This window comes from Mangrovibacterium lignilyticum, from assembly GCF_010882175.1.
Taxonomy (GTDB): domain Bacteria; phylum Bacteroidota; class Bacteroidia; order Bacteroidales; family Prolixibacteraceae; genus Mangrovibacterium; species Mangrovibacterium lignilyticum.
In genome coordinates, this window is record NZ_WKLH01000003.1 from 43,116 (window position 1) to 63,193 (window position 20,078).

Genomic DNA, 20,078 nt, shown 5'->3' on the forward strand with positions numbered 1-20,078 from the left:
AAAAAGAAAAGATATGGTAGAAAGAATTATTCGCGCTGTTGCAGGCATATTTGTCCTGATCAGCATCCTGCTGGCTATTTATGTGAATATAAACTGGCTGTTTTTTACAGGTTTTGTGGGGTTAAACCTATTACAGTCGTCCATCACTAAATTTTGCCCGCTGGAGTATATTTTGAAGAAGTCAGGGGTGAAGTAAAATCACGGGTTTTTGTTTTATTCTGAAAAGCAGTACACAGCAATGGGTGCTGCTTTTTTGGCTTCGGGTGATGCGGCTCCCAATCGCATTAAATCCGTCCCTGCCAACAAGCAGGCAGCCCTGCTGAAAAATTCCGGCCCCTGCCCAAATAAACACTGTCCTGCTATGATCAGACCCGTCCTGCCGGTTTTATTTCGGTCCTGCCGGAAGGTCACACAGTCCTGTCGCTTTTTTTGCTTCCCTGCCCGGCAGGACACCCGACGAACCAACAGGGAAGACCACCCAACCGGCAGGGAGGTCGAATTATCAGCAGGGTTACCCGCCCCACCGACAGGACGGCCCGCCCGGGCAACAGGGCCTGAAAAAAACCGGCAGGGCCGGAAATTTTTGAGCAGGGCGAAAAAATCAACGGAAAATAGTTCGACTCTTTCGGCTGATGCCGTTTCCAACCGCGCCATAGCAAAACTGCCATGCAAAAGTCAGCGGTTGAAAACCGCTGCACCTGCTAATGCGCTTCCAGCCAGTTTTGACCGGCATTCATTTCAACATCGAGTGGTAAACCAACCTCAACGGCGTGCTCCATCTGCTCTTTGACGATTTGCTTTACTTGTTCCAGCTCGCTTTTGGGAACGTCGAAGTTCAATTCATCATGCACCTGTAGCAACATTTTAGCCTCTAGTTTATTCCTGTTCAGCTCTTTCCAAATGTTGATCATGGCGAGCTTAATGATATCGGCTGCCGATCCCTGGATTGGCGCGTTGATGGCATTTCGTTCAGCAACACCGCGCACAACCGCATTGGCCGAGTTGATATCTTTCAGATAGCGGCGACGGCCCCTGATGGTCTCCACATAGCCTTTATCGCGGGCAACCTGGATACACTCATCCATGTATTCCTTCACGCGCGAAAAGTTCTCAAAATAGCCATCAATAAGCTGTTTGGCCTCCGTCCGCGGAATGTTGAGCCGCTCGGACAAGCCAAAAGCGGAAATACCGTAAATGATACCGAAGTTCGCCGTTTTGGCTTTGCGCCGCATATCCGAGGTCACTTCCTCCAGCGGAACTTTATAAATTTTGGCAGCCGTGGCCGCGTGAATATCCTGCTTGTTGCGGAATGCTTCCAGCATGTGCTCATCCTTGCTCAGAGCGGCCATAATGCGCAATTCAATTTGTGAGTAGTCGGCCGACAAAAACAAATGCTCGTCATCCGATGCCGTGAAAGCGCGCCGAATTTCCCGGCCGTTTTCATCTCGAATCGGGATGTTTTGCAGGTTCGGGTTTGTCGAACTCAATCGTCCTGTTGCCGCAATCGTTTGGTTATAGGTCGTATGAATCTTACCTGTTTTGGCATCGACCAACTGCGGAAGCGCCTCAACATAGGTAGAAAGTAATTTCTTCAACCCGCGAAAATCGAGTATTTTCCCCACAATCGGGTGCTTATCAACCAGCTTAATCAACACGTCTTCCGACGTTGAATACTGCTTGGTTTTAGTCATTTTAGCTTTCGAATCAATCTTCAGCTTCTCAAATAAAATCGGCCCCAACTGCTTTGGCGAGGAAAGGTTGAAATCTTCACCGGCCAACTCCTTAATCTCAGCTTCCAGCTCAATCAACTGTTTGCGCAACACTTCGGCATATTCGTCCAGTGCTTTTGTGTTCAGCGTAACGCCCGCCACTTCCATATCCGCCAAAACCGGGATTAGTGGCATCTCAATTTCCTCGAAAACCGACCGGACACCGGTTTTATCCAAATCCCCGTCAATGGCCAGTTTAAGCTGAAGCGTGAGGTCCGCGTCCTCGCACGCATAATCGCGCAGCTTTTCAACCGGGACGTGTCGCATGGTCTTCTGGTTTTTACCTTTCTTGCCTATCAACTCTTCGGTCTCTACCTTCCGGTAACCCAAATAAGTTTCGCACAAATAGTCGAGGTTGTGCCGCAGCTCGGGTTGAATGAGGTAATGTGCAATCATGGTATCGTACAGCGGCCCTTTCACCTCCATGCCATACTGTTTCAACATTAAAATATCGTACTTAATGTTTTGACCAATCTTGCGAATATTTTCATCTTCAAAAATCAAACGAAACTCTTCCAAAACTTTCAGCGCTTCTTCCCGTTTTTCAGGAAGCGTCACACAAAAGGCTTCTCCCTTGCGGAATGCGAACGATAAACACACCAACTCAGCTTTACTGGTGTCGAGACCCGTTGTTTCAGTGTCGAAGCAAAACTCTTCCTGAACCGATAACTCTGCTTTCAGGCTAGCACGTTGCATGGCATTTTCAACCAGGTAATACTCGTGCTGCGTGTTCTCAATGTTTGCCAGATCTGTGGCAGGTGCAAGTTCAGGAGCAGTCTCCGGAGCACCAAACAAGGTGCCTTGCTCAAAAGCAGCATCAGCAACGGCAGCTTTCGCCGGCTCCATCTTTTGCACCATCGAACGAAACTCCAGTTCGGTGAAAATTTCCTTCAAAGCAGCCCAATCCGGATCAGCCATGGTCAAGCTGGCTTCGTCAAACTCAACCGGCACATCCTGAATGATGACCACCAATTCCCGCGACAAACGCACCTGCTCTTCGTTTTGCTGCAGGTTTTCTTTTTGCTTCCCTTTTAAATCATCAATATTGGCGTAAAGATTGTCGATCGATCCATACTTGCCGATCAGTTTCATCGCTGTTTTGGGACCAATTCCGGGACAGCCCGGAATATTGTCTGCCGTATCGCCCATCAACCCTAAAATATCGATCACCTGATCAGGCGTTTCAATTTCGAAATTCTCTTTAACTTCATTTGTTCCCCAAATTTCAACCTCGTTGCCTCCGCGTCCGGGTTTGTACATGAGAATATTATCGGACACCAGCTGCGCATAGTCCTTATCCGGAGTCATCATATAGGTTGTGTATCCTTCTTGCTCCGCTTTTTTAGCCAAGGTCCCGATTACATCGTCCGCTTCAAATCCTTCTTTCTCCAATATCGGAATATTATAGGCTTCAATAATTTTACGAACCCACGGAATCGCTTTACGCAAGTCTTCCGGCATTTCTTCACGATTTGCCTTATAGGGCTCATACATTTTATGCCTGAAAGTTGGCGCATGCACATCGAACACCACAGCTACATGAGTTGGTTTCTCTTTACTTAGCAACATTTCCAGGGTGTTTGTAAACCCCAACATGGCCGATGTATTCAAGCCTTTTGAATTATAACGCGGATTTCGGATGAACGCAAAGTACGAACGATAAATTAGTGCGTAAGCATCAAGTAAAAACAAACGTTTATCCGGAGTGGCAGTGTCTGACATGATTGAAAATTTAATACGATCTGATTTCCGATACACAAACAGTAAATTCCGTTCGATGTTCGGGTAAATGATCGACAGCATAAATAATGACCGAAATTATGAACTTCCCTTCAATAAATAAAAAAAGCCGTCAAAATAGACGGCTTTACAATCCTATATTATTGGAATAAATTTACTCTCCGCAGGTACAACGTTGCAGACAATCAACAATCTGGCTCAAGGTGTCATGCTTCAGATAATAAAAGGTATTTTTTCCCTCACGACGAGAACAAAGCACACCTTTATCCTTCAAAATCCCCAAATGGTGGGATGTTGTTGATTGCTCGATCCCCAGTAATTCGTGGATCTCCGTTACGGTTAATCTTTTCCCGGCTTCCAAATGCTTCAAAATAGCGATACGCATCGGATGGGCAATTGCTTTTAACATGTTTGCAGCCATATCTAAACGGTCTGCATCTAATTCTTGAATTTTCATCATGGCTAATAATTCTGAGACAAATGCAAATATATAAATATATTATTACTTCTAAAAGAAACAGTTAGGCTAAAATGATATTTTTGAAAGATTTTAAATTCAGTTAAGAATCAAGTTGGGATTTATGGCTTAAAAATAATCAATTTAATTAACCATAAAGGAAATCACATTCGAAGTTGAAGAAGAAAAGCCTAAAAAATTAAAAACCCGTTTAATTTACTATTTTTGACCAGAGGTAAAAAAAGGAGCATGGGATCACTGGATATCATTAGAAAACCGATAGCAAAAGAACTGGATGAATTCGAGGATTACTTTAAATCCACCGTCCAAAGTGATATCCCTCTTCTCTCGCTTATCATACAATACATTCTACGCAAAAAGGGCAAGCAAATGCGCCCGATGTTCGTTTTTCTGGCAGCCAAGATGAATGGTGGATTTAACGAAACCACCCACATGGCCGCTTCATCAATCGAACTGTTACACACGGCTACGTTGGTGCACGACGATGTTGTAGACGAATCATACGAACGTCGCGGAAGCTTCTCAATCAATGCTTTGTGGAAAAACAAACTCGCTGTTTTAGTTGGCGATTACATTCTGGCAAAAGGTTTATTGCTGAATATTGACAATAAAAATTACAGTTTTCTGCAACTCATCAGCCGCTCGGTAAAAGACATGAGCGAAGGTGAAATTTTACAAATGCGCAAGAGCCGGAAGCTGGACATCGACTATGACACCTATTTCGAGATTATCAAAAAGAAAACTGCGTCGCTGATCGCCACCAGCTTAGCCATTGGAGCTGCTTCGGTAACCGAAGACGAATGCATCGTGGAGCGCATGTTTGAAATTGGTATCGATGTTGGAATCGCCTTCCAGATTAAAGACGATATTTTCGATTACCAAGCCAAAGGAATTCTGGGTAAGCCAACCGGAAACGACATCAAAGAAAAGAAAATCACCATGCCTTTACTTTATGTGCTTGGCGAGTCAGACGAAAAAGAACGCCGCCGGATTCTGCACGAAGTGAAGCGCAAGCATAAAAACACGGCCAAAGTACAAGAGCTGGTCAATCTGGTTGTTGACCGTGGCGGTCTGGATTACGCCACTGAACAAATGAATATTTACCGCGACAGAGCGCTGACTAAGATCATGGAATTCCCGGATACTGAAGCACGTTCATCTCTGGTCGAATTGGTCAACTACGTTACGACCAGAAAAAAATAAGGTATCACGTACATCAGCATACGCAATACCTTTTGTCAAAAACCAAAAATCGGAACTTATCGCAGTTTAATCCCTATCCCGGGTTGGTCAATCAAACTGACTTTTCCGTCAGTTATTTGCATCCCGGTAAACGGATCATTCGAAATTAACAGGTTACCGTCCAAATCGGCCCAATCTACTTTGGGTGCGAGCTGAGCCGCAGCCGTAACAGCACATGATGTTTCAGTCATACAGCCAATCATGACTTTCATATCGAGCGCCCGTGCAAGCGTCAGCATCTTATGTGCCTCGCGCATACCGGTACATTTCATCAGTTTAATATTGATACCGGAATAAACACCTTGTACCCTTTTCAAGTCTTTCAAGCGCTGAATGCCCTCGTCGGCAATAATCGGCAACGGACTTTTTTGCGTCAACCAGGCAATATCATCGACCAGTTCCTTTGGCATCGGTTGTTCTACAAAAATAACCCCCATTTCCTCCAACCACCAGGTTGTTTCAAGTGCCTGAACACGGTCTTTCCACCCCTGGTTAATATCGACACTCAAAGGCACATCCGTCATAGACCGAATTGTCTCAATCATTTGCTTATCACTTTCGCGACCAAGCTTCACTTTCAGAATGTTAAACCCTTCGGCCTCCTTCACCTTTTGCCGAACCACATCGTCCGAATCGATACCGATTGTTAACGAGCTATCCGGTGTATCCTCAGCTTTAAATCCCCAGATTTTATACCAGGGCTTTTGCATAATTTTCCCCAATAAATCATGCAACGCAATATCCACCGAAGCCTTTGCAGCGCAATTTCCGGTGGCAACACCGTCAACATATTCAAGTATCTCATCCAAACGGAAAGGATCGCTGAACTGCCCTAAATCGAGTGATTCGAGGAATCGTGTTGCCGTTTCATAACTCTCACCCAAATAAGGCGGCATGGAGGCTTCTCCATAGCCAACAATTCCGTCAAACTCAATTTCAATTAGCATCGATGGAGTTATTGTTCGCGAGCTCTCAGCAAGCGTAAAGGCATGCCTCAACTGCAAGTCGTATGGTTTAAGCCGTAGTTTCATCCCGCTTTTGACAAGCTTTCTTTGTTTATTTTGAATCATACTTGTTCGTTCTTGCCTAGTTGTACCAGGAATGTTCTTTGATGGGTATAATCTGCCCGTTGTTCAATGAATTCAACACGCGGCGGGCAGCAACCAATTCTACTTTGCGTCGCGGATCATAATTTTCATCATCCGGGTTAAAGCTGTTAATCTTCACCCGTCCCGACGAATGAATAAAGTGACCATCACCGATATACAATCCCACATGTGTAATGTGATCTTTACTTCTTCCAAAGAACAGCAAATCGCCAGGTTCGAATTGAAAGTCGGTGATATCAAGTGCCTCGCCAAATTGAGCCTGCTGCGAGGCATCGCGAGCCAACATGACCCCTTGCGACAAATAAGCAGTCTTTACGAATCCGGAGCAATCAACCCCTTTGGTCGACGTTCCTCCCCAAAGGTACGGGCTTCCAAGAAGTTTTCTCGCTGTTGCAATTACTGCTCCGGCCTCAGGCTGAATAGATTCCCATTCTTTCAAAGGAAGGCATTCTGATGCTTTCACATAGCCTCCCCGCTTATCGGGAAACTGAACCTGCAAATATCCATTCACCGTTTTATTAACTTCAAAAAGACTCCCCAAAACAAGATCCGAAACCGTTTCTGCCGCTGAACTTGGCTCGGCCAGTACCCAACCATTTATTGCAGCAAAAACATACCGATTGGCCCTTTTCCAATCAGCTATTTGATCTGCTGTCATCGGGACCAGACCACTTCCACTGACCCATCCGATATACAAATCAGGCGTTTGAATGCGATACCATCCCCCTCTTTTATCCAGTAATTTTACTGGTGTTCCCAAAATCGTTTGCGATACCATTTCAGCAGAATATGCCGGGTTTCCCCGCATCGGTATCACCGACAATGTGACTAATCCCCAATGCTTGCCACCCAGTGCTTCATCAGGCAAAATTCGGACCGAATCAACGACTTCAATGTTTAAAGAAGTCAACGTATCAATCAGCAAATCGTGAGCTTCCGGCAAGTTCGTTTCGCCTTTAAGTACCAAATTACCATCAGCCTGTTTTTCCGAAACAAGCTCAAAAATGGCAACCCGCTTGTCCGGCGCAAACTTATCGACTATTTCCCGGGTGACCCGTTCCACCTTCCCCGGCTGAACGTCGGTTTCGCAGGATGCAAAGGTCACCAACAAGAATATTGTAAAAAGCGAATGAATTAAATTTTTCATGAATACCCCCAGTATATCATTCTATAAAATTAAGAAAAGGACAGCATGCAGAGCGCAACTGTCCTCTTTTTATGATCTCAAAACTAATTTGCGATATCCCACCAAACAGGCTCTGTCATATAGCTGTTTTCGAAAACACCTAAATCAGTCACCTTCGCGGCGTTATAATATCGCTCGTAATAGGCCATCTGATAACGGCGGATGTAATCTGTTTCTGTTGGAAAAGCTGTCTCGTACGCAAACTCAGGACGCTTGAAACCTTTGTAAACACCTTCCTCCAGGTTATAAGTGCCATCCGAGCCGATACAGTAATCACAGCGACGCATATCGGTCCAAACCTCAGGACTGTATGTAAGCGTGATATATTTCTGAATCATGATGTGGCTCAAGGTCAGGTCGGCAGCTGTTTGCGCCACGGCTTCACTTGCCAAAAAGGCATCACGGTCAGTTGCGGCAACTCCCAGCTTATCCATATTAGCCGCGATGGCTGCCTGATAAGCAGTCAATGCATTGGCTTTATCACCTTCGCGGAAATAAACTTCGGCTTCGATAAACTTCGCTTCAGCGTAAGTCATCAAGAAATAAGACGAAGATTGCTGCGTGTAGAAGAGTTGGTTTTCATCAGTAGAACGAAGACCCACATAATTCACATCCGATGATTGCGGGTCTGTATTAGCGATCGTTAAATCAATCCCAAAGGAATATTGACCGGTATTATCACCTTCCAAAATCCGGGGAATCAACTTCTCGGCACGTGGATCTTCAACACCGCTATTCCAACTATTTCCGCTGCCCTCAACAGTGTTCAGCAAATAGTCGATCCAAAGTTTTCCAGGCTTATAACTTGACGACATATTTGAATACTGAATCGCTCTTCGCGCCGAAATATCGCTTTCCTCATATTTATATTCGGCATCGTCGTCGTTGGATGTAAACGACATCTGCAGAAGATCCAAAATCGCATCGGGATTATAATCCAGCAATCCCGTTCCGACACTCTTCTTCGACAAGTGGCTCATTAAGCGAGCTTTTACTCCGTATCCGAATTTGATCCATTTGTCAACGTCTCCGTTGTACATGATATCACCTGCTGACAAATCAGGTGCTCCGTCATTCTGTGCTTTCTGTAAATCTGCTATACCTTCATCGACCAACGGCAAAACCTGACTGTAAACATACTCGGCATCATCGTAATCCGGCTGGATGTTACCGCTTAATCCATCCTGATAAGCAATATATCCGTAGGCATCGACCAACGCACCGTTACCAAAAGCCTCGAGAATCTTTCCAACACCAACATAATGCCAGGCCCCCATATCTTCAGCATCCTGAACCATTTCATCGATGTTTACCCAGGCATAACCATACCAACATTGCCAAACCCAAGCATCGGCATTGTTGGCAAATTGCCAATTTTCCAACTGGTAATAGCGCGCACTGGGACTGTACACATAGCCCATTTGCTGACAAATTGCAGCAACCCGTGTCCCATGACTTCCGTAAAAATCACAAGCTTCAGTTAAAATGTAAGGTAGGCGAAGCTCAGGTGATGCTACCTGCGAATTATTGGGTGAGGTATTGATATCCAGATCATAATCGCACGAGCTAACGATCAGGCCCAAAAGTATGATGAATATTGTCGTTATCTTTTTCATAGTTAAATGCTTTAAAACTTAATATTTACACCGAATGCGACACTTGATGTTGCCGGCACACCTGCATAATCGATTGCAGTAGAACCAGCCCCTAATACACCGGAACCTCCGGCACTAACTTCAGGATCCATTCCGTCATAATTGGTAACCAACAACAGGTTTGTTCCTGATAGTGAAAGATCGGCTGATTTCACAAAACCAAGCTTCTGACAGAATGATTTTGGTAACGAGTAAGTTAAGGATGCTGAACGCAAACGAACCCAGTTCACACTGGTAATAAAGTGCGATGCATCGGCTGTATACGTATTCTGATAATAGTCTTGACTCAACTCAACTGTGCTTGTCACATCAACATATTCACCCGTATTAGAATCGACCGTAACACCACTGAACTCCTGTGTTTGACCACGTTTTTCGGTTTCTTTACTTGTACCTGAATAAACCATCGCATATTCGGTAGCATTATAAACATCACCTCCGCGACGGATGTCAAACAAGAACGACAGGTTCCAGTTTTTGTAGGTAATGCTGTTATTCAAACCAAGCAGTAAATCCGGCTCACGATTACCCACGATATTAGTCGCATCCGTTGATGTAATTGGTTGTCCGGTGTCCGAATCCAGAATCAGGGTTCCAGCGTCATCCGTTTGCCAACGCTGACCAGTCAGGCCAAGGAAATCACCCTCGCCAATAGAAGCTGACTTTGCCGGTCCAATTTGCACATCAGTTACATAAAGCAGTGTAATGCCATCAGGAAGATCGGTAACCGTACCATTGTTATGCGAAATATTCAGAGCTGTATCCCATCTCCAGTTTTTAGATTGTAACGGTTTGCCGGTCAAAGTAACTTCAACCCCTTTATTAATAACCGTACCAAAGTTCACGTACTGGAAGATATATCCGGTAGCCATACTCACACGTGGCGAGATAATCTGGTCTTTACTTCGTGTATCATAATAGGTAAAATCGACGCCTATACGCCCTTTCAGGAAGCGCATATCCAGACCATACTCCGTCGATTCAGTTGTTTCCGGCTTCAAATTCGGATTACCACCTGTATAGCTGTTTTTATAGCCCCCGCCAATAGACGAAACAGGCGGATCGAGATAAGTCGCGGTTTGATAAACAGGAGCATCTTTACCGACTTGAGACCACGATGCACGCAGTTTGGCGAAGGATAAGGTTTCTTTCAACTCGTCAGAAAAGAACTGCGATACAATGAAACTACCACTAACCGAGGGGTAGAAGAAAGAACGGTTTTCAGGAGCCAAAGTGGAAGACCAGTCGTTACGCCCTGTTACACTCAAATAAGCAATTCCTTTGTAGTCGGCCGAGAACTCACCAAAGATACTATACAAGCGTTTTGTTGAACGGTAATTTGAAAAGCTCTTGTTGTCTTCGTCAGCATTATTGATACTGATGAAATCACTCAACAAACCGATTGCCTGCTGTTTGTTCCTGTAGTAGGTTGTCTGCTCGTAGTTATGCCCAAGCATTAATCCCAGGTTGAAATCGCTCACCTTTTTAGTGGCCGAAATCGTAAAGTTTGATGTGAGAATATTGTTCTCGCGTTGCGTCTCAGTCACCACACCTGCATCATACGGATCAGCAACTGCTGAGCCCGGATAAACAATGCTTCGCGTACTCATATTGTAGTGGTCAACACCTAAACGATAGGTCGCAGTCAACCAATCTGTCGGATCTATTGTCGCATAACCCGATCCAATAAATCGATGCAGATCATCAGTAATCGGGTTTTTGTTAACCGTCCAGTAAGGATTGTCAACGTCTTCGCTTGGATCAGCATCAGGCAGCAACGGGACACGATTCCCACCTTGTTGCCAATTCTGCATATTATTATTCACCGGCCAGTTGTACAAACTAATCATAGCCCCCGAACCGGAAGAACCGTACAAGCCATCACCTGTAAGTGTTTTGGTGGTTTGAGAATACACATAGTTTGTATTCATGCCAATAGTAAACCAGCCTTTTTTCTGCTCACCGTTAAAACGAAACGAGTTTTTCGAATAATCGGTTGTTGGAACAATCCCGTTTTGGTCAGAACGATTCATCGAGATGAAGTAAGTTCCATTTTCATTTCCACCAGAAACACTTCCGGTTACGTCGTATGACCAGGCCGGTTCAAAAAATTCTTTCATATTGTCGTAGGTTTGCCCTGAAACTGCCGCACCCCAAGAACTGGCAGTACCGGTATCAGAAACACCGCCATTCCCCTGCCCGTACATGGTTTGTTGCTCCGGATAACGGTTCACAACATCCAATCTTACTTTCGAACTAACGGTAACTTCGGGTACTCCGCTTTTCCCCTTTTTTGTTGTAATGATAACAGCACCGGCAGCAGCCTTCAAGCCATAAAGGGCGGCAGCGGCAGGTCCTTTCAATACCGAAATAGACTCAATATCATCTGAATTTAAGTCCATCCCGCGGTTGGCTGTATAGGTTGAAGTTGCGCTTAAACCACCTGTTCCGGAATCGCCGCCAACAGCAGAGTTGTCAACCGGAATACCATCAACCACAAACAAGGGTTGGTTATCGCCCGTCAACGATGTTCCACCCCGGATAATGATTTGCGATGAAGATCCCGGCGCACCACCTGAGTTGGTGACGTTCACCCCGGCAATTTTGCCATTCAGCGAATTGACCAGGTTGGGCTCCTTCACTTTAACCAACTCAGCTCCTTTCACTTCCTGAACGGCATAACCCAAAGCTTTGGTTTCTTTTTTTATGCCCATTGCTGTAACAACGACTTCGTTGACCTGCTCCATTGAAGGTTCGAGCTGGATTTGGAGATTCGTGGCGTTACCAACAGCTATTTCCTGCGAATCCATTCCAATGAACGAAATCAACAAAACAGCTCCCGGCTTAACAGCTATGGTAAACTTACCATCGATATCGGTAATTGTACCGTTCGTAGTTCCCTTTTCCTGCACGGTAACTCCCGGCAGAGGGTCTTGTGTAGCCTTTTCCTGAACGAATCCGGATATCGTTCGGTCCTGTGCTGTTGCCATTACAGCAACCAAACACGAAAGGAAGAGAAAAATCAATCTTTTTTTCATGAGACAACTATTTGTTTTGGTTAGAACTATTGACCAGAACCGGGGTAGGTACTAGTCTGAGAAAATTGTAAGTATGGGTAATGTATTTTTGCTATAGTAAAGTCCGATTTGATATCAATATGGCTGAATTAATACATTGATTTCAACATTGGCATTAGTAATACCACTAATAAATATCAAATTTAATTTTTCAAATCATCAAAACAAGGATTTTGTAATATGTATTACAAATTTTATGGAAAATATTAACAGAAGTATGAAATCTGACTGATCCAGTCACTATTTGCCTAAATTAAAGATACTATAACCAAAATACCCGCCTTAATGTTCAGGACTTCACACACATCCTGTTGTCATACAGGTTATTTCTGAATCTCGTCGTAAAACACCTGAAGGACATTGGTTCTGACATTGAGCTTTCCTAATAGATTATCCTCCCTGGTAGGATACACCCGGTTACTTAGAAAGATGTAAATCAGCTGATGAGTCGGATCGGCCCAAACAAATGTTCCGGTAAAACCTGAATGTCCAAAGCTTTCCGGGCTCGCCCCCGGGCAGGGATAACTGTGCGCCTGATCAACTTCGCTGTTGTTCACCAATGGCTTGTCGAAGCCCAAGCCCCGGCGATTGTTACTCTCCGGAAACTGAACTTTTGAAAACTCCTTCATTGTTGACTCACTAAGATACTGTTTGCCTCCATAGGAGCCCATTTGCATATACATTTCAATCAGCTTTGCCAGGTCGTTGGCATTGGCGAAAAGTCCGGCATTTCCCGAAACTCCGCCCAGTACAGCAGCGGCTTCATCGTGCACCGTTCCCTGAATCTGTTGCTTGCGGTAATAGGGATCGTATTCAGTCGGAACAATTTGATCACGGGGAAACTTTCGAAGTGGATTGTAGGTAATCTTGTATGCCCCCAATGGATTATAGTAATTTTCATCCAGAAAATCGACATAGCTCTCGCCTGACAAATTCTCAGTCATCTGCGGAATCAACAAGAAGCACAGTCCGCTGTAAACATATTTGCCCGAAGGATTCAATTTTGAAAGACGAATATCTTTGCATATCTGCTTCTTAAACTTATTTTTTAGGTAAAGACCGGGTACTACTTCAAGCTGGTAATCGCCTGTTTCCTGAACCGAATACCATCGATTTATTAATTCACCATCCTTCACCGTTTCTTTCCAGTAATTGAGATAAGGCACCAATCCGGCTTGATGAGCCAGTATCTCGCGCCATCCCAGGTCCTGCTTGTTTGATCGATGAAACAGGCCTTTCTTCCAATCTTTCCATTCATCGGAAAACTTACCGTTAATATCGATTTTTCCTTCATCGGTTAATTTCAAAATTGCAGGTGTTGCTCCCGAAACTTTTGTCACCGATGCTAAATCATACAAATCGTCCTCCGAAACAGGAATGCGTTGATCGTAGGTATGAAATCCGTATGTCTTTCTGAAGACTATTTTACCGTCTTTGGCCGCCAAGACACTGCACCCCGGCGTTGCTTTTTTGCCAATCGCATCAGCAATAAGCGAATCAATCCGGTGGTTCAATTTTTCGCTATTCATCCCTACTTCTTCCGGAATTGTATATTTCATTCGCACAGCCTGATCAATCTCTATTCCATCGCCGATTTTATAATAATCCCCCAGGCTAACAGGAAGCTTCCCTGAAGCGCCGATTCCTCCGAATACTTGTTGAGCGGCTAGTTCCTGCACAAGCGAATCGTTTTGGTAAGCCATAATCAAACCGGCAGGAGCTTTAAAATCTTTCACTTCTGCTAACGCATAGGGACTGCTGAAAAATACCTCAACCGACTGCTTGTCTACTGCCAGGTAGTTCAGCAAATTCTCCGTTTCATCTGTCAATCCATAAGGACGTTCGGGCTTTATTTTTTGCAAATTCCCAACCTGCATCGAATGACGTCTTTTACTTTCGTATAAGTGAATTCCGGCAATCACCAGGTTGTAGTCAGCCAGCTTAGTCTTTAATTCATCCAGATCAGCAGCTGTAAATCGTTCAGGAAGAAAGAAATTATCCGTTTGGGTATATTTTGACAGCATGTTCTGGAATGGCGTTGGCTTTGTCCGCCCAACAGCCACAGCGGCAATTCTCAATGTATCCAGCCCTTGCAACGGAAGGATCTCATTTTCATTTTCCAACAAAGTCAGTGAGGCTTCAATCATTTGTCGTTTGACTAACTCAGCCTCAGGCCGATTCAGGTCTGCTAGCAAGTCTTTCGTGTTAACCGGTTCAATGTTATGCAACCCTGCCCAATATTTAGCATTCAGCACCCGGAGGCACTTTTCATTAATCTCCGCCCAACTAAGCGTTCCATCCTCAAGCGCCTTTTTAATTCCGGCAATCGCGACATCAACATCCTTTGGAAACTCAATCACATCATTCCCTGCTTTCAATGCCAAAGCTTCCAGCTCTCCTGGCTGTCCATAAGCTTTTGCTCCCCCCATATTCATGGCATCGGTCACAACCAAACCGTTGTAGCCCCACTCCCTCCGTAAAATCCCATCAATAATTTTAATCGACAAACTGGAAGGAATCCCCTCCTGGTCATCCAAATGTGGAACATGCAGATGAGCCGACATTATTCCCGTTACACCCCTCTCAACCAAGTGCTTAAATGGATAAAGTTCTACCGAATCCAAACGTTCGCGCGAATAAGGGACCAGCGGCAAGGTCAAATGAGAATCCGTCTGCGTATCCCCATGTCCGGGAAAATGCTTGGCAACTGCGATGATGTGATTCTCCTGCAATCCGTTCACATAGGCACTGCTATAGTCGGCAACCTTCTGAGGTGACTCACCAAAAGACCGCATCCCAATAATCGGGTTCAAAGGTTGTGTATTGATATCCGCATCAGGGCCAAAACTTACCTGCACCCCAAGTCGCTTCATCTGATACGCCATCTCATTCGTAACCTGCCGGATCAATTCAGGATTGTTTGAAGCACCCATCATCATGTTGTAAGGGAAAGGAATTACCCCGTGAAGGCGCATACCGACGCCCCACTCAGCATCCATTGCAATAAATAAAGGAGTCTTAGCAATTGACTGATAAAGATTAGTCAACCCCGCCTGCTTAACCGGCTCACCGGTAAAGAAAATCACTCCTCCTAAATTGTACTTCCTGATTAAGTCAGCAACACGAAGTTGATCGGCAATATTTTCGTTCGCATAAGCATTCACCCAAATCAACTGAGCAATCCGCTGATCTGGTGTCAGGGATTGGAAAACAGAATCCACCCACTGCTCCTGACCCGAACCATCCACCTCAAATTGCGCGTAACTTGAGTTAAAGAGCACAATCAACCCTATTGCTAAAAAAATATATCTTTTCATAATGTCTCACTTTACTACCAATACACCGGAGGGAGAATTCGGTTATAATTATCAGCTATTTGATTTAAACTTTGATAAAGATCTTTTTACGGTACAACACATAGCCTATCACCCAAAAGAAAACAACATGGGCCAGCGCAAACAACAAAGACCCATTCAATGGGCCTCCAAGGGGCTCAAAAACTGATCGATAGAGCCAACTGTAGCCATTAAGCATTTCACCAGCTCCATTTTCGAACTTAATCAACCGGATGATTGATATTGTCCACAAACCGGAGAGCGCAAATATGAACAAGGGATTCATGCCGAAAACCACAAAAAACGAGGTCCATTTTTTTATCGATTTCAGATCAATGACCCAAATGAGAATGGCTAACACCAGCGAAGCCCAACCAGCTGCGTAGATTACATATGAACTTGTCCAAAGCGGCTTATTGATTGGGAAAAATTGCCCCCATACAAAACCGACAACCAGGCCGACCAGGCCCCAAATCGCCAGTTTCACAGGAACTTTGTCTTTATCCGTTTTTTGGATCACTGCTCCTGCCATATAGCCCAACACAGCCGTACCTATTGCGGGATACGTACCTAACAGTCCTTCCGGATCAAAAGGAATTCCAAAGCCTTTATACAGGTGATCAGCACCAAAAATCATCGAATCAAAAGGAATGGTTATATTGCCTTCGAGGCTGTACGGATCAGTCCCTCCGAAGAAAAAAATAATCCCCCAGTAGCTTAGCAGAATGAATACCAAGATGTAGGGTAGATAATTCTTCTTAACCGACAACACAATCAGGGAAGCAAAACCATAAACAAGCGCGATTCGCTGCAATACGCCCATAATACGCAAATGCGAAAAATCCTTTAGCCATTGGGGAAATGAATTCAAAAAGAGACCAATCGCAAAAATCAGTACCGTTCGTTTTAGAACCCGCACAAAAGAATCGCGGTTCAAAACATTTCCATATTTCGAAAAGGAAAAGAACATGGAAACACCCACAACAAAAAGGAAAAAAGGAAAAACCAAGTCGGTTGGTGTGCAACCATTCCACTCCGAGTGCAATAGCGGCGGGTAAACATGCGCCCAACTCCCGGGATTGTTAACTGTAATCATCGCAACAATAGTTATTCCCCGAAGCACATCAAGCGCCAGGTAGCGTTGTGTCGTTTTCATAGTTTACTGTATTTATCGTCAAAACTTTTGATCGAATCATAAATGGCCTGATGGATTTGCATACGGACATGTGTATCGTAAATTTTTGTATTCTTTCGCGTTGGGTATACCCGGTTTGAAAAGAAAATATAGACCAACTGGTACTTAGGATCACACCACACAAAAGTCCCGGTATAGCCTGAATGCCCAAAACTTTCTGAACTCGCTGAATAAGCTGGATAACAAGTTGCAATATCCAAGCTGTCATTGCCTAACTCGGGCCTATCGAACACCAAGCCTCTGCGATTATCATTCTCTGGGAACTGACAACGTGTAAATTCCTTCATTGTTTCCTCTGAGATATACCGCTCGCCACCATAGGTTCCCATCTGCAAATACATTTGCATTAGTTTGGCCAAATCATTCGCTGTTGAAAAGAGACCGGCATTTCCTGAAACTCCGCCCATCATCGCAGCCCCTTCGTCATCAACAAAACCATGCAATAAGCCGAATCGAAAATAGTCATCATACTCTGTCGGCACAATACGATCCAACGGAAAAACCTGAAACGCGTTAAAGGTAAGACTATACGCTCCCAAAGGACGATAGAATGTTTGTTGCACATAGTCGGGGTAAGCCACACCCGTTATATTTTGAATAATCTGGGGCAAAATGTAAAACGGCAAACCCGAATAAACGTATTTCTTTTCTGTCGAAACCGGCGAATCCACGATCTGCCGAAACATCACTTTCCGGTAATTTTTATTCAAATAGAGATGCCTGCCAACCTGCACCGAAAAAGTATCGTTTGGTTGTGTATTGAATATTCCCGGTAAGAAGTTCCCGGTTGAATCAACCGTGCTTCTCCAATAGGGAATCCACGCTTGCAAACCCGATTGATGAGCAAAAATATCGCGCACTTTCATTTGTGCTTTATTTGAATTCTTAAAATCACCCCAATAATCTGAAAAATTGCTATCAAGCTTAATTTTACCCTGGTCAACAAATTGCATGACTGCAGGCAAAGTACCGGCGATTTTAGTTACTGAAGCCAGATCATATACATCGTCATTTTTGACTTTTATTCGCTGAAAATAGGTGTGATAGCCAAATGATTGGTGGTAAATAATTTTACGATTTTTCGCAACTAAAACCTGACAACCAGGAAAAGCATGTTCGGCAATAGCAGCATTAGCCGCCGAATCAATTACACGGGTTAGATAATCTCCGTCGACGCCCGCCATTTCAGGTATTGTGTACTCGAACCGACGCGCTGGCGGTGTATCTAATCCACTGTTTTTGCCGTAGCCCGGCAACGCATGAGCCAGCCGACCACTGGCAGAAATACCTCCAAACACGATCTGTGCAGCAGTGGTTTGCTCAATCGAATCAGTCGACGAACTATACAACAGAGCATCAGAACAACCCGAAAGATCCTGATCTGTTTGTCCCAGAACAAAAGAAACAATCGGCACCAACTTGGCTATTTGCTCCAACTTTGACTTTTTAAGAGCTCCAACAGTTCCATTCAAATCACCAATTTTCACAATCAACAAATCAATCCCAGCCAGATTCTTTTGAATCGAATCATAGCCTTCCAATGCCAGCATTTGAGGATCAATAGCTATCTCTGCAATACGGGTATATTTTTGAAGCATGTTAAGAAATGGATCACTAGCAGAATCAGACCAATTGACATAAGCAATCTTGTTATCACCAAGTTGCATGACAGGAACAAGAGAGTCGTTCTTCAGCAGAACCACATCTCCTTTGGCTGTTACTTGTCTTAGAACCTTTTCCTGAACGCTATCGAAATCATTAGCACCATTCTCCTTCCATCCAAAATCATCCTGATTTTTCACGGCTATCGCTCTACTATCATTGGCCGACATACCAATGACGAGTATTAGAAGTAGTATTTTGGGGAAAAGATTATTGATGCGCATTCCTTAAAGTTAAAACAGAAATACCCGGGACCAAATTTGGCTCCGGGCTTTCTGTTTAGTTCATTTTTTAAATTTCAGGATCATCCGGACAATTCGGATTGTTATCTCTTTCCTCTTGAGGATAGGGATAGTAATCCCTGTTCCGCTCACTGGTCAAATCAGACGAGTGGTTGAAATCCAAATCCGGATGAAAGCGCCGGCTATCCACTAGTCGTTGACCGGTGAAAAACAGCTCAATGCATCGTTGTTTGTAAATTTCTTCCAAAAGCTCGCTCTGTGACAAGCTGCTTAAATAGGCAGTTTGATCAGCCAATGACGCATTCAATCCATAAGCATCATCAGTTTTAGTAACTACCGCATTGACATAAGTTACAGCATTCGATAAATCGCTGGATCTGGCGTATGCTTCAGCAATATTCAATAAGATTTCACCTGGAAGATAAACCGGAATTTCAGAACTGTAGGTACTAAAAAATCCGTTAATCTGCTTCAATGCTGCCCCTCCAAGTTCTTCCAGTTCCACCGTATCCGGCGCTGCCAGGTAAAAGTCATATCGACCGTCACCATCTGCAGGAAGGTAATCGCCTGTCAACCCAAAATTGTCTTTTGGAAGCAGATACGGTGATCCATCAACAGCAAAGGCATACACCGGGTTATAGTTTTCATTATCATACGCAAAGGTTGACATCGATGTCAAATCAATTCCTCCGGCCACAGCAATACAACTTGTATAATCGCCCTGATACAGGTAAACCCGTGACAGCAAAGCTTCGATACAATTGTCAAGTTCAATGTTCCCCAAAACATTGGATGCAAAGTCGCTGGAAACTCCTGCCTGTACTAAATCCTGCGCTTCAAGCAACAAACTCACCATTTTTGCAAGTCCTTCACTCGCAGTGGCAAACTCAGCATCACCATCTGCAGAGTTCATCAATGGAAATTGCTCGAAGTTTTGATACAAATTACAAAGCGTTAACGCTTTAAAGTAGTTGGCAAAAGCTAAAATTCCGTTTCTGGTTTCTTCTGCCATCGTAATGTTATCAATCTTTCCGATGATGTCTTCAGCTTGCCCTTTATCTTTCAGCAAGGCCGACCATAAACTCCCAACTCCGGTATTAATATTTGTCAGCGACGTTCCACCATAGGCAAGGTCCATCGGCGTTTGGTAAGTACTTGTCGTACCGATCTCCCGGGTAGTTATCCCCGGCACATACACAGCATAACGCAAAGAGCTCACTGAGTAATGTGTTCTCAAGCCAACACAAACGGCATAAAAACCTGCAAGACTGCTGTAAGCATTTTCCTCGTTCGGCTCGTTAGGATTCGAAAATTCACTGTCGCAAGCCACTGTTGCTACAACCAACAAGCCAAGTAATATATTTCTAAGTCTTTTTTTCATGATTCTC

General features: G+C 44.3%; 12 protein-coding genes. 2 read left to right on the forward strand and 10 right to left on the reverse strand.

Translation table 11 applies throughout. The features are described 5' to 3' along the window. Positions 1-13 precede the first annotated feature (13 nt). Positions 14-196 (forward strand): YgaP family membrane protein, encoded by a 183-nt coding sequence (locus GJV22_RS14480; protein ID WP_163715200.1) that lies wholly within the window; start codon positions 14-16, stop codon positions 194-196. A gap of 505 nt (positions 197-701) precedes the next feature. Here the strand turns inward: GJV22_RS14480 and polA are convergent. Beyond that, on the reverse strand, positions 702-3,491 hold the full coding sequence (polA, locus tag GJV22_RS14485) for a DNA polymerase I (protein WP_163715203.1): 2,790 nt from the start codon (positions 3,489-3,491) through the stop codon (positions 702-704). A gap of 172 nt (positions 3,492-3,663) precedes the next feature. Further along, positions 3,664-3,969: an ArsR/SmtB family transcription factor gene (locus GJV22_RS14490; RefSeq protein WP_163715206.1), complete on the reverse strand. Its 306-nt coding sequence runs from the start codon at positions 3,967-3,969 to the stop codon at positions 3,664-3,666. Positions 3,970-4,215: 246 nt separating this feature from the next. On the opposite strand from GJV22_RS14490, the gene GJV22_RS14495 reads away from it, so the two are divergent. Next, on the forward strand, positions 4,216-5,190 hold the full coding sequence (locus GJV22_RS14495; protein WP_163715209.1) for a polyprenyl synthetase family protein: 975 nt from the start codon (positions 4,216-4,218) through the stop codon (positions 5,188-5,190). Positions 5,191-5,246: 56 nt separating this feature from the next. Here the strand turns inward: GJV22_RS14495 and GJV22_RS14500 are convergent, their stop codons facing one another. The 8 genes from GJV22_RS14500 to GJV22_RS14535 form a co-directional block, all read right to left on the reverse strand. Beyond that, a complete protein-coding gene (locus GJV22_RS14500) occupies positions 5,247-6,260 on the reverse strand; it encodes a dipeptide epimerase (protein ID WP_238480341.1) in 1,014 nt (337 codons plus the stop codon). A gap of 55 nt (positions 6,261-6,315) precedes the next feature. Then, positions 6,316-7,485, reverse strand: coding sequence for a C40 family peptidase (locus GJV22_RS14505; protein WP_163715217.1), 1,170 nt, complete (start codon positions 7,483-7,485; stop codon positions 6,316-6,318). An 83-nt stretch (positions 7,486-7,568) separates the two neighbouring features. Beyond that, positions 7,569-9,140 (reverse strand): SusD/RagB family nutrient-binding outer membrane lipoprotein, encoded by a 1,572-nt coding sequence (locus GJV22_RS14510; protein WP_163715220.1) that lies wholly within the window; start codon positions 9,138-9,140, stop codon positions 7,569-7,571. An 11-nt stretch (positions 9,141-9,151) separates the two neighbouring features. Next, a complete protein-coding gene (locus GJV22_RS14515) occupies positions 9,152-12,217 on the reverse strand; it encodes a SusC/RagA family TonB-linked outer membrane protein (protein ID WP_163715222.1) in 3,066 nt (1,021 codons plus the stop codon). Positions 12,218-12,579: 362 nt separating this feature from the next. Beyond that, positions 12,580-15,573: a glycoside hydrolase family 3 N-terminal domain-containing protein gene (locus GJV22_RS14520; RefSeq protein WP_163715225.1), complete on the reverse strand. Its 2,994-nt coding sequence runs from the start codon at positions 15,571-15,573 to the stop codon at positions 12,580-12,582. Positions 15,574-15,637: 64 nt separating this feature from the next. Then, complete coding sequence (locus GJV22_RS14525) at positions 15,638-16,747, reverse strand: acyltransferase family protein (protein WP_163715228.1); 1,110 nt, start codon at positions 16,745-16,747, stop codon at positions 15,638-15,640. Beyond that, on the reverse strand, positions 16,744-18,672 hold the full coding sequence (locus GJV22_RS14530; protein ID WP_163715232.1) for a serine hydrolase domain-containing protein: 1,929 nt from the start codon (positions 18,670-18,672) through the stop codon (positions 16,744-16,746). Before GJV22_RS14530 ends, GJV22_RS14525 begins: the two co-directional genes overlap by 4 nt. A 67-nt stretch (positions 18,673-18,739) precedes the next feature. Continuing rightward, entirely contained in the window at positions 18,740-20,071 is a 1,332-nt protein-coding gene (locus tag GJV22_RS14535; protein ID WP_163715234.1) for a RagB/SusD family nutrient uptake outer membrane protein, read from the reverse strand. Positions 20,072-20,078: the final 7 nt, after the last annotated feature.

Bases quoted from the DNA above. Each gene is read 5' to 3' on its own strand.
- GJV22_RS14520 (WP_163715225.1), bottom strand. From the start codon at position 15,573: ATGAAAAGATATATTTTTTTAGCAATAGGGTTGATTGTGCTCTTTAAC.
- GJV22_RS14525 (WP_163715228.1), bottom strand. From the start codon at position 16,747: ATGAAAACGACACAACGCTACCTGGCGCTTGATGTGCTTCGGGGAATA.
- GJV22_RS14510 (WP_163715220.1), bottom strand. From the start codon at position 9,140: ATGAAAAAGATAACGACAATATTCATCATACTTTTGGGCCTGATCGTT.
- GJV22_RS14515 (WP_163715222.1), bottom strand. From the start codon at position 12,217: ATGAAAAAAAGATTGATTTTTCTCTTCCTTTCGTGTTTGGTTGCTGTA.
- GJV22_RS14480 (WP_163715200.1), top strand. From the start codon at position 14: ATGGTAGAAAGAATTATTCGCGCTGTTGCAGGCATATTTGTCCTGATC.
- GJV22_RS14530 (WP_163715232.1), bottom strand. From the start codon at position 18,672: ATGCGCATCAATAATCTTTTCCCCAAAATACTACTTCTAATACTCGTC.
- GJV22_RS14500 (WP_238480341.1), bottom strand. From the start codon at position 6,260: ATGAAACTACGGCTTAAACCATACGACTTGCAGTTGAGGCATGCCTTT.
- polA (WP_163715203.1), bottom strand. From the start codon at position 3,491: ATGTCAGACACTGCCACTCCGGATAAACGTTTGTTTTTACTTGATGCT.
- GJV22_RS14505 (WP_163715217.1), bottom strand. From the start codon at position 7,485: ATGAAAAATTTAATTCATTCGCTTTTTACAATATTCTTGTTGGTGACC.
- GJV22_RS14535 (WP_163715234.1), bottom strand. From the start codon at position 20,071: ATGAAAAAAAGACTTAGAAATATATTACTTGGCTTGTTGGTTGTAGCA.
- GJV22_RS14495 (WP_163715209.1), top strand. From the start codon at position 4,216: ATGGGATCACTGGATATCATTAGAAAACCGATAGCAAAAGAACTGGAT.
- GJV22_RS14490 (WP_163715206.1), bottom strand. From the start codon at position 3,969: ATGATGAAAATTCAAGAATTAGATGCAGACCGTTTAGATATGGCTGCA.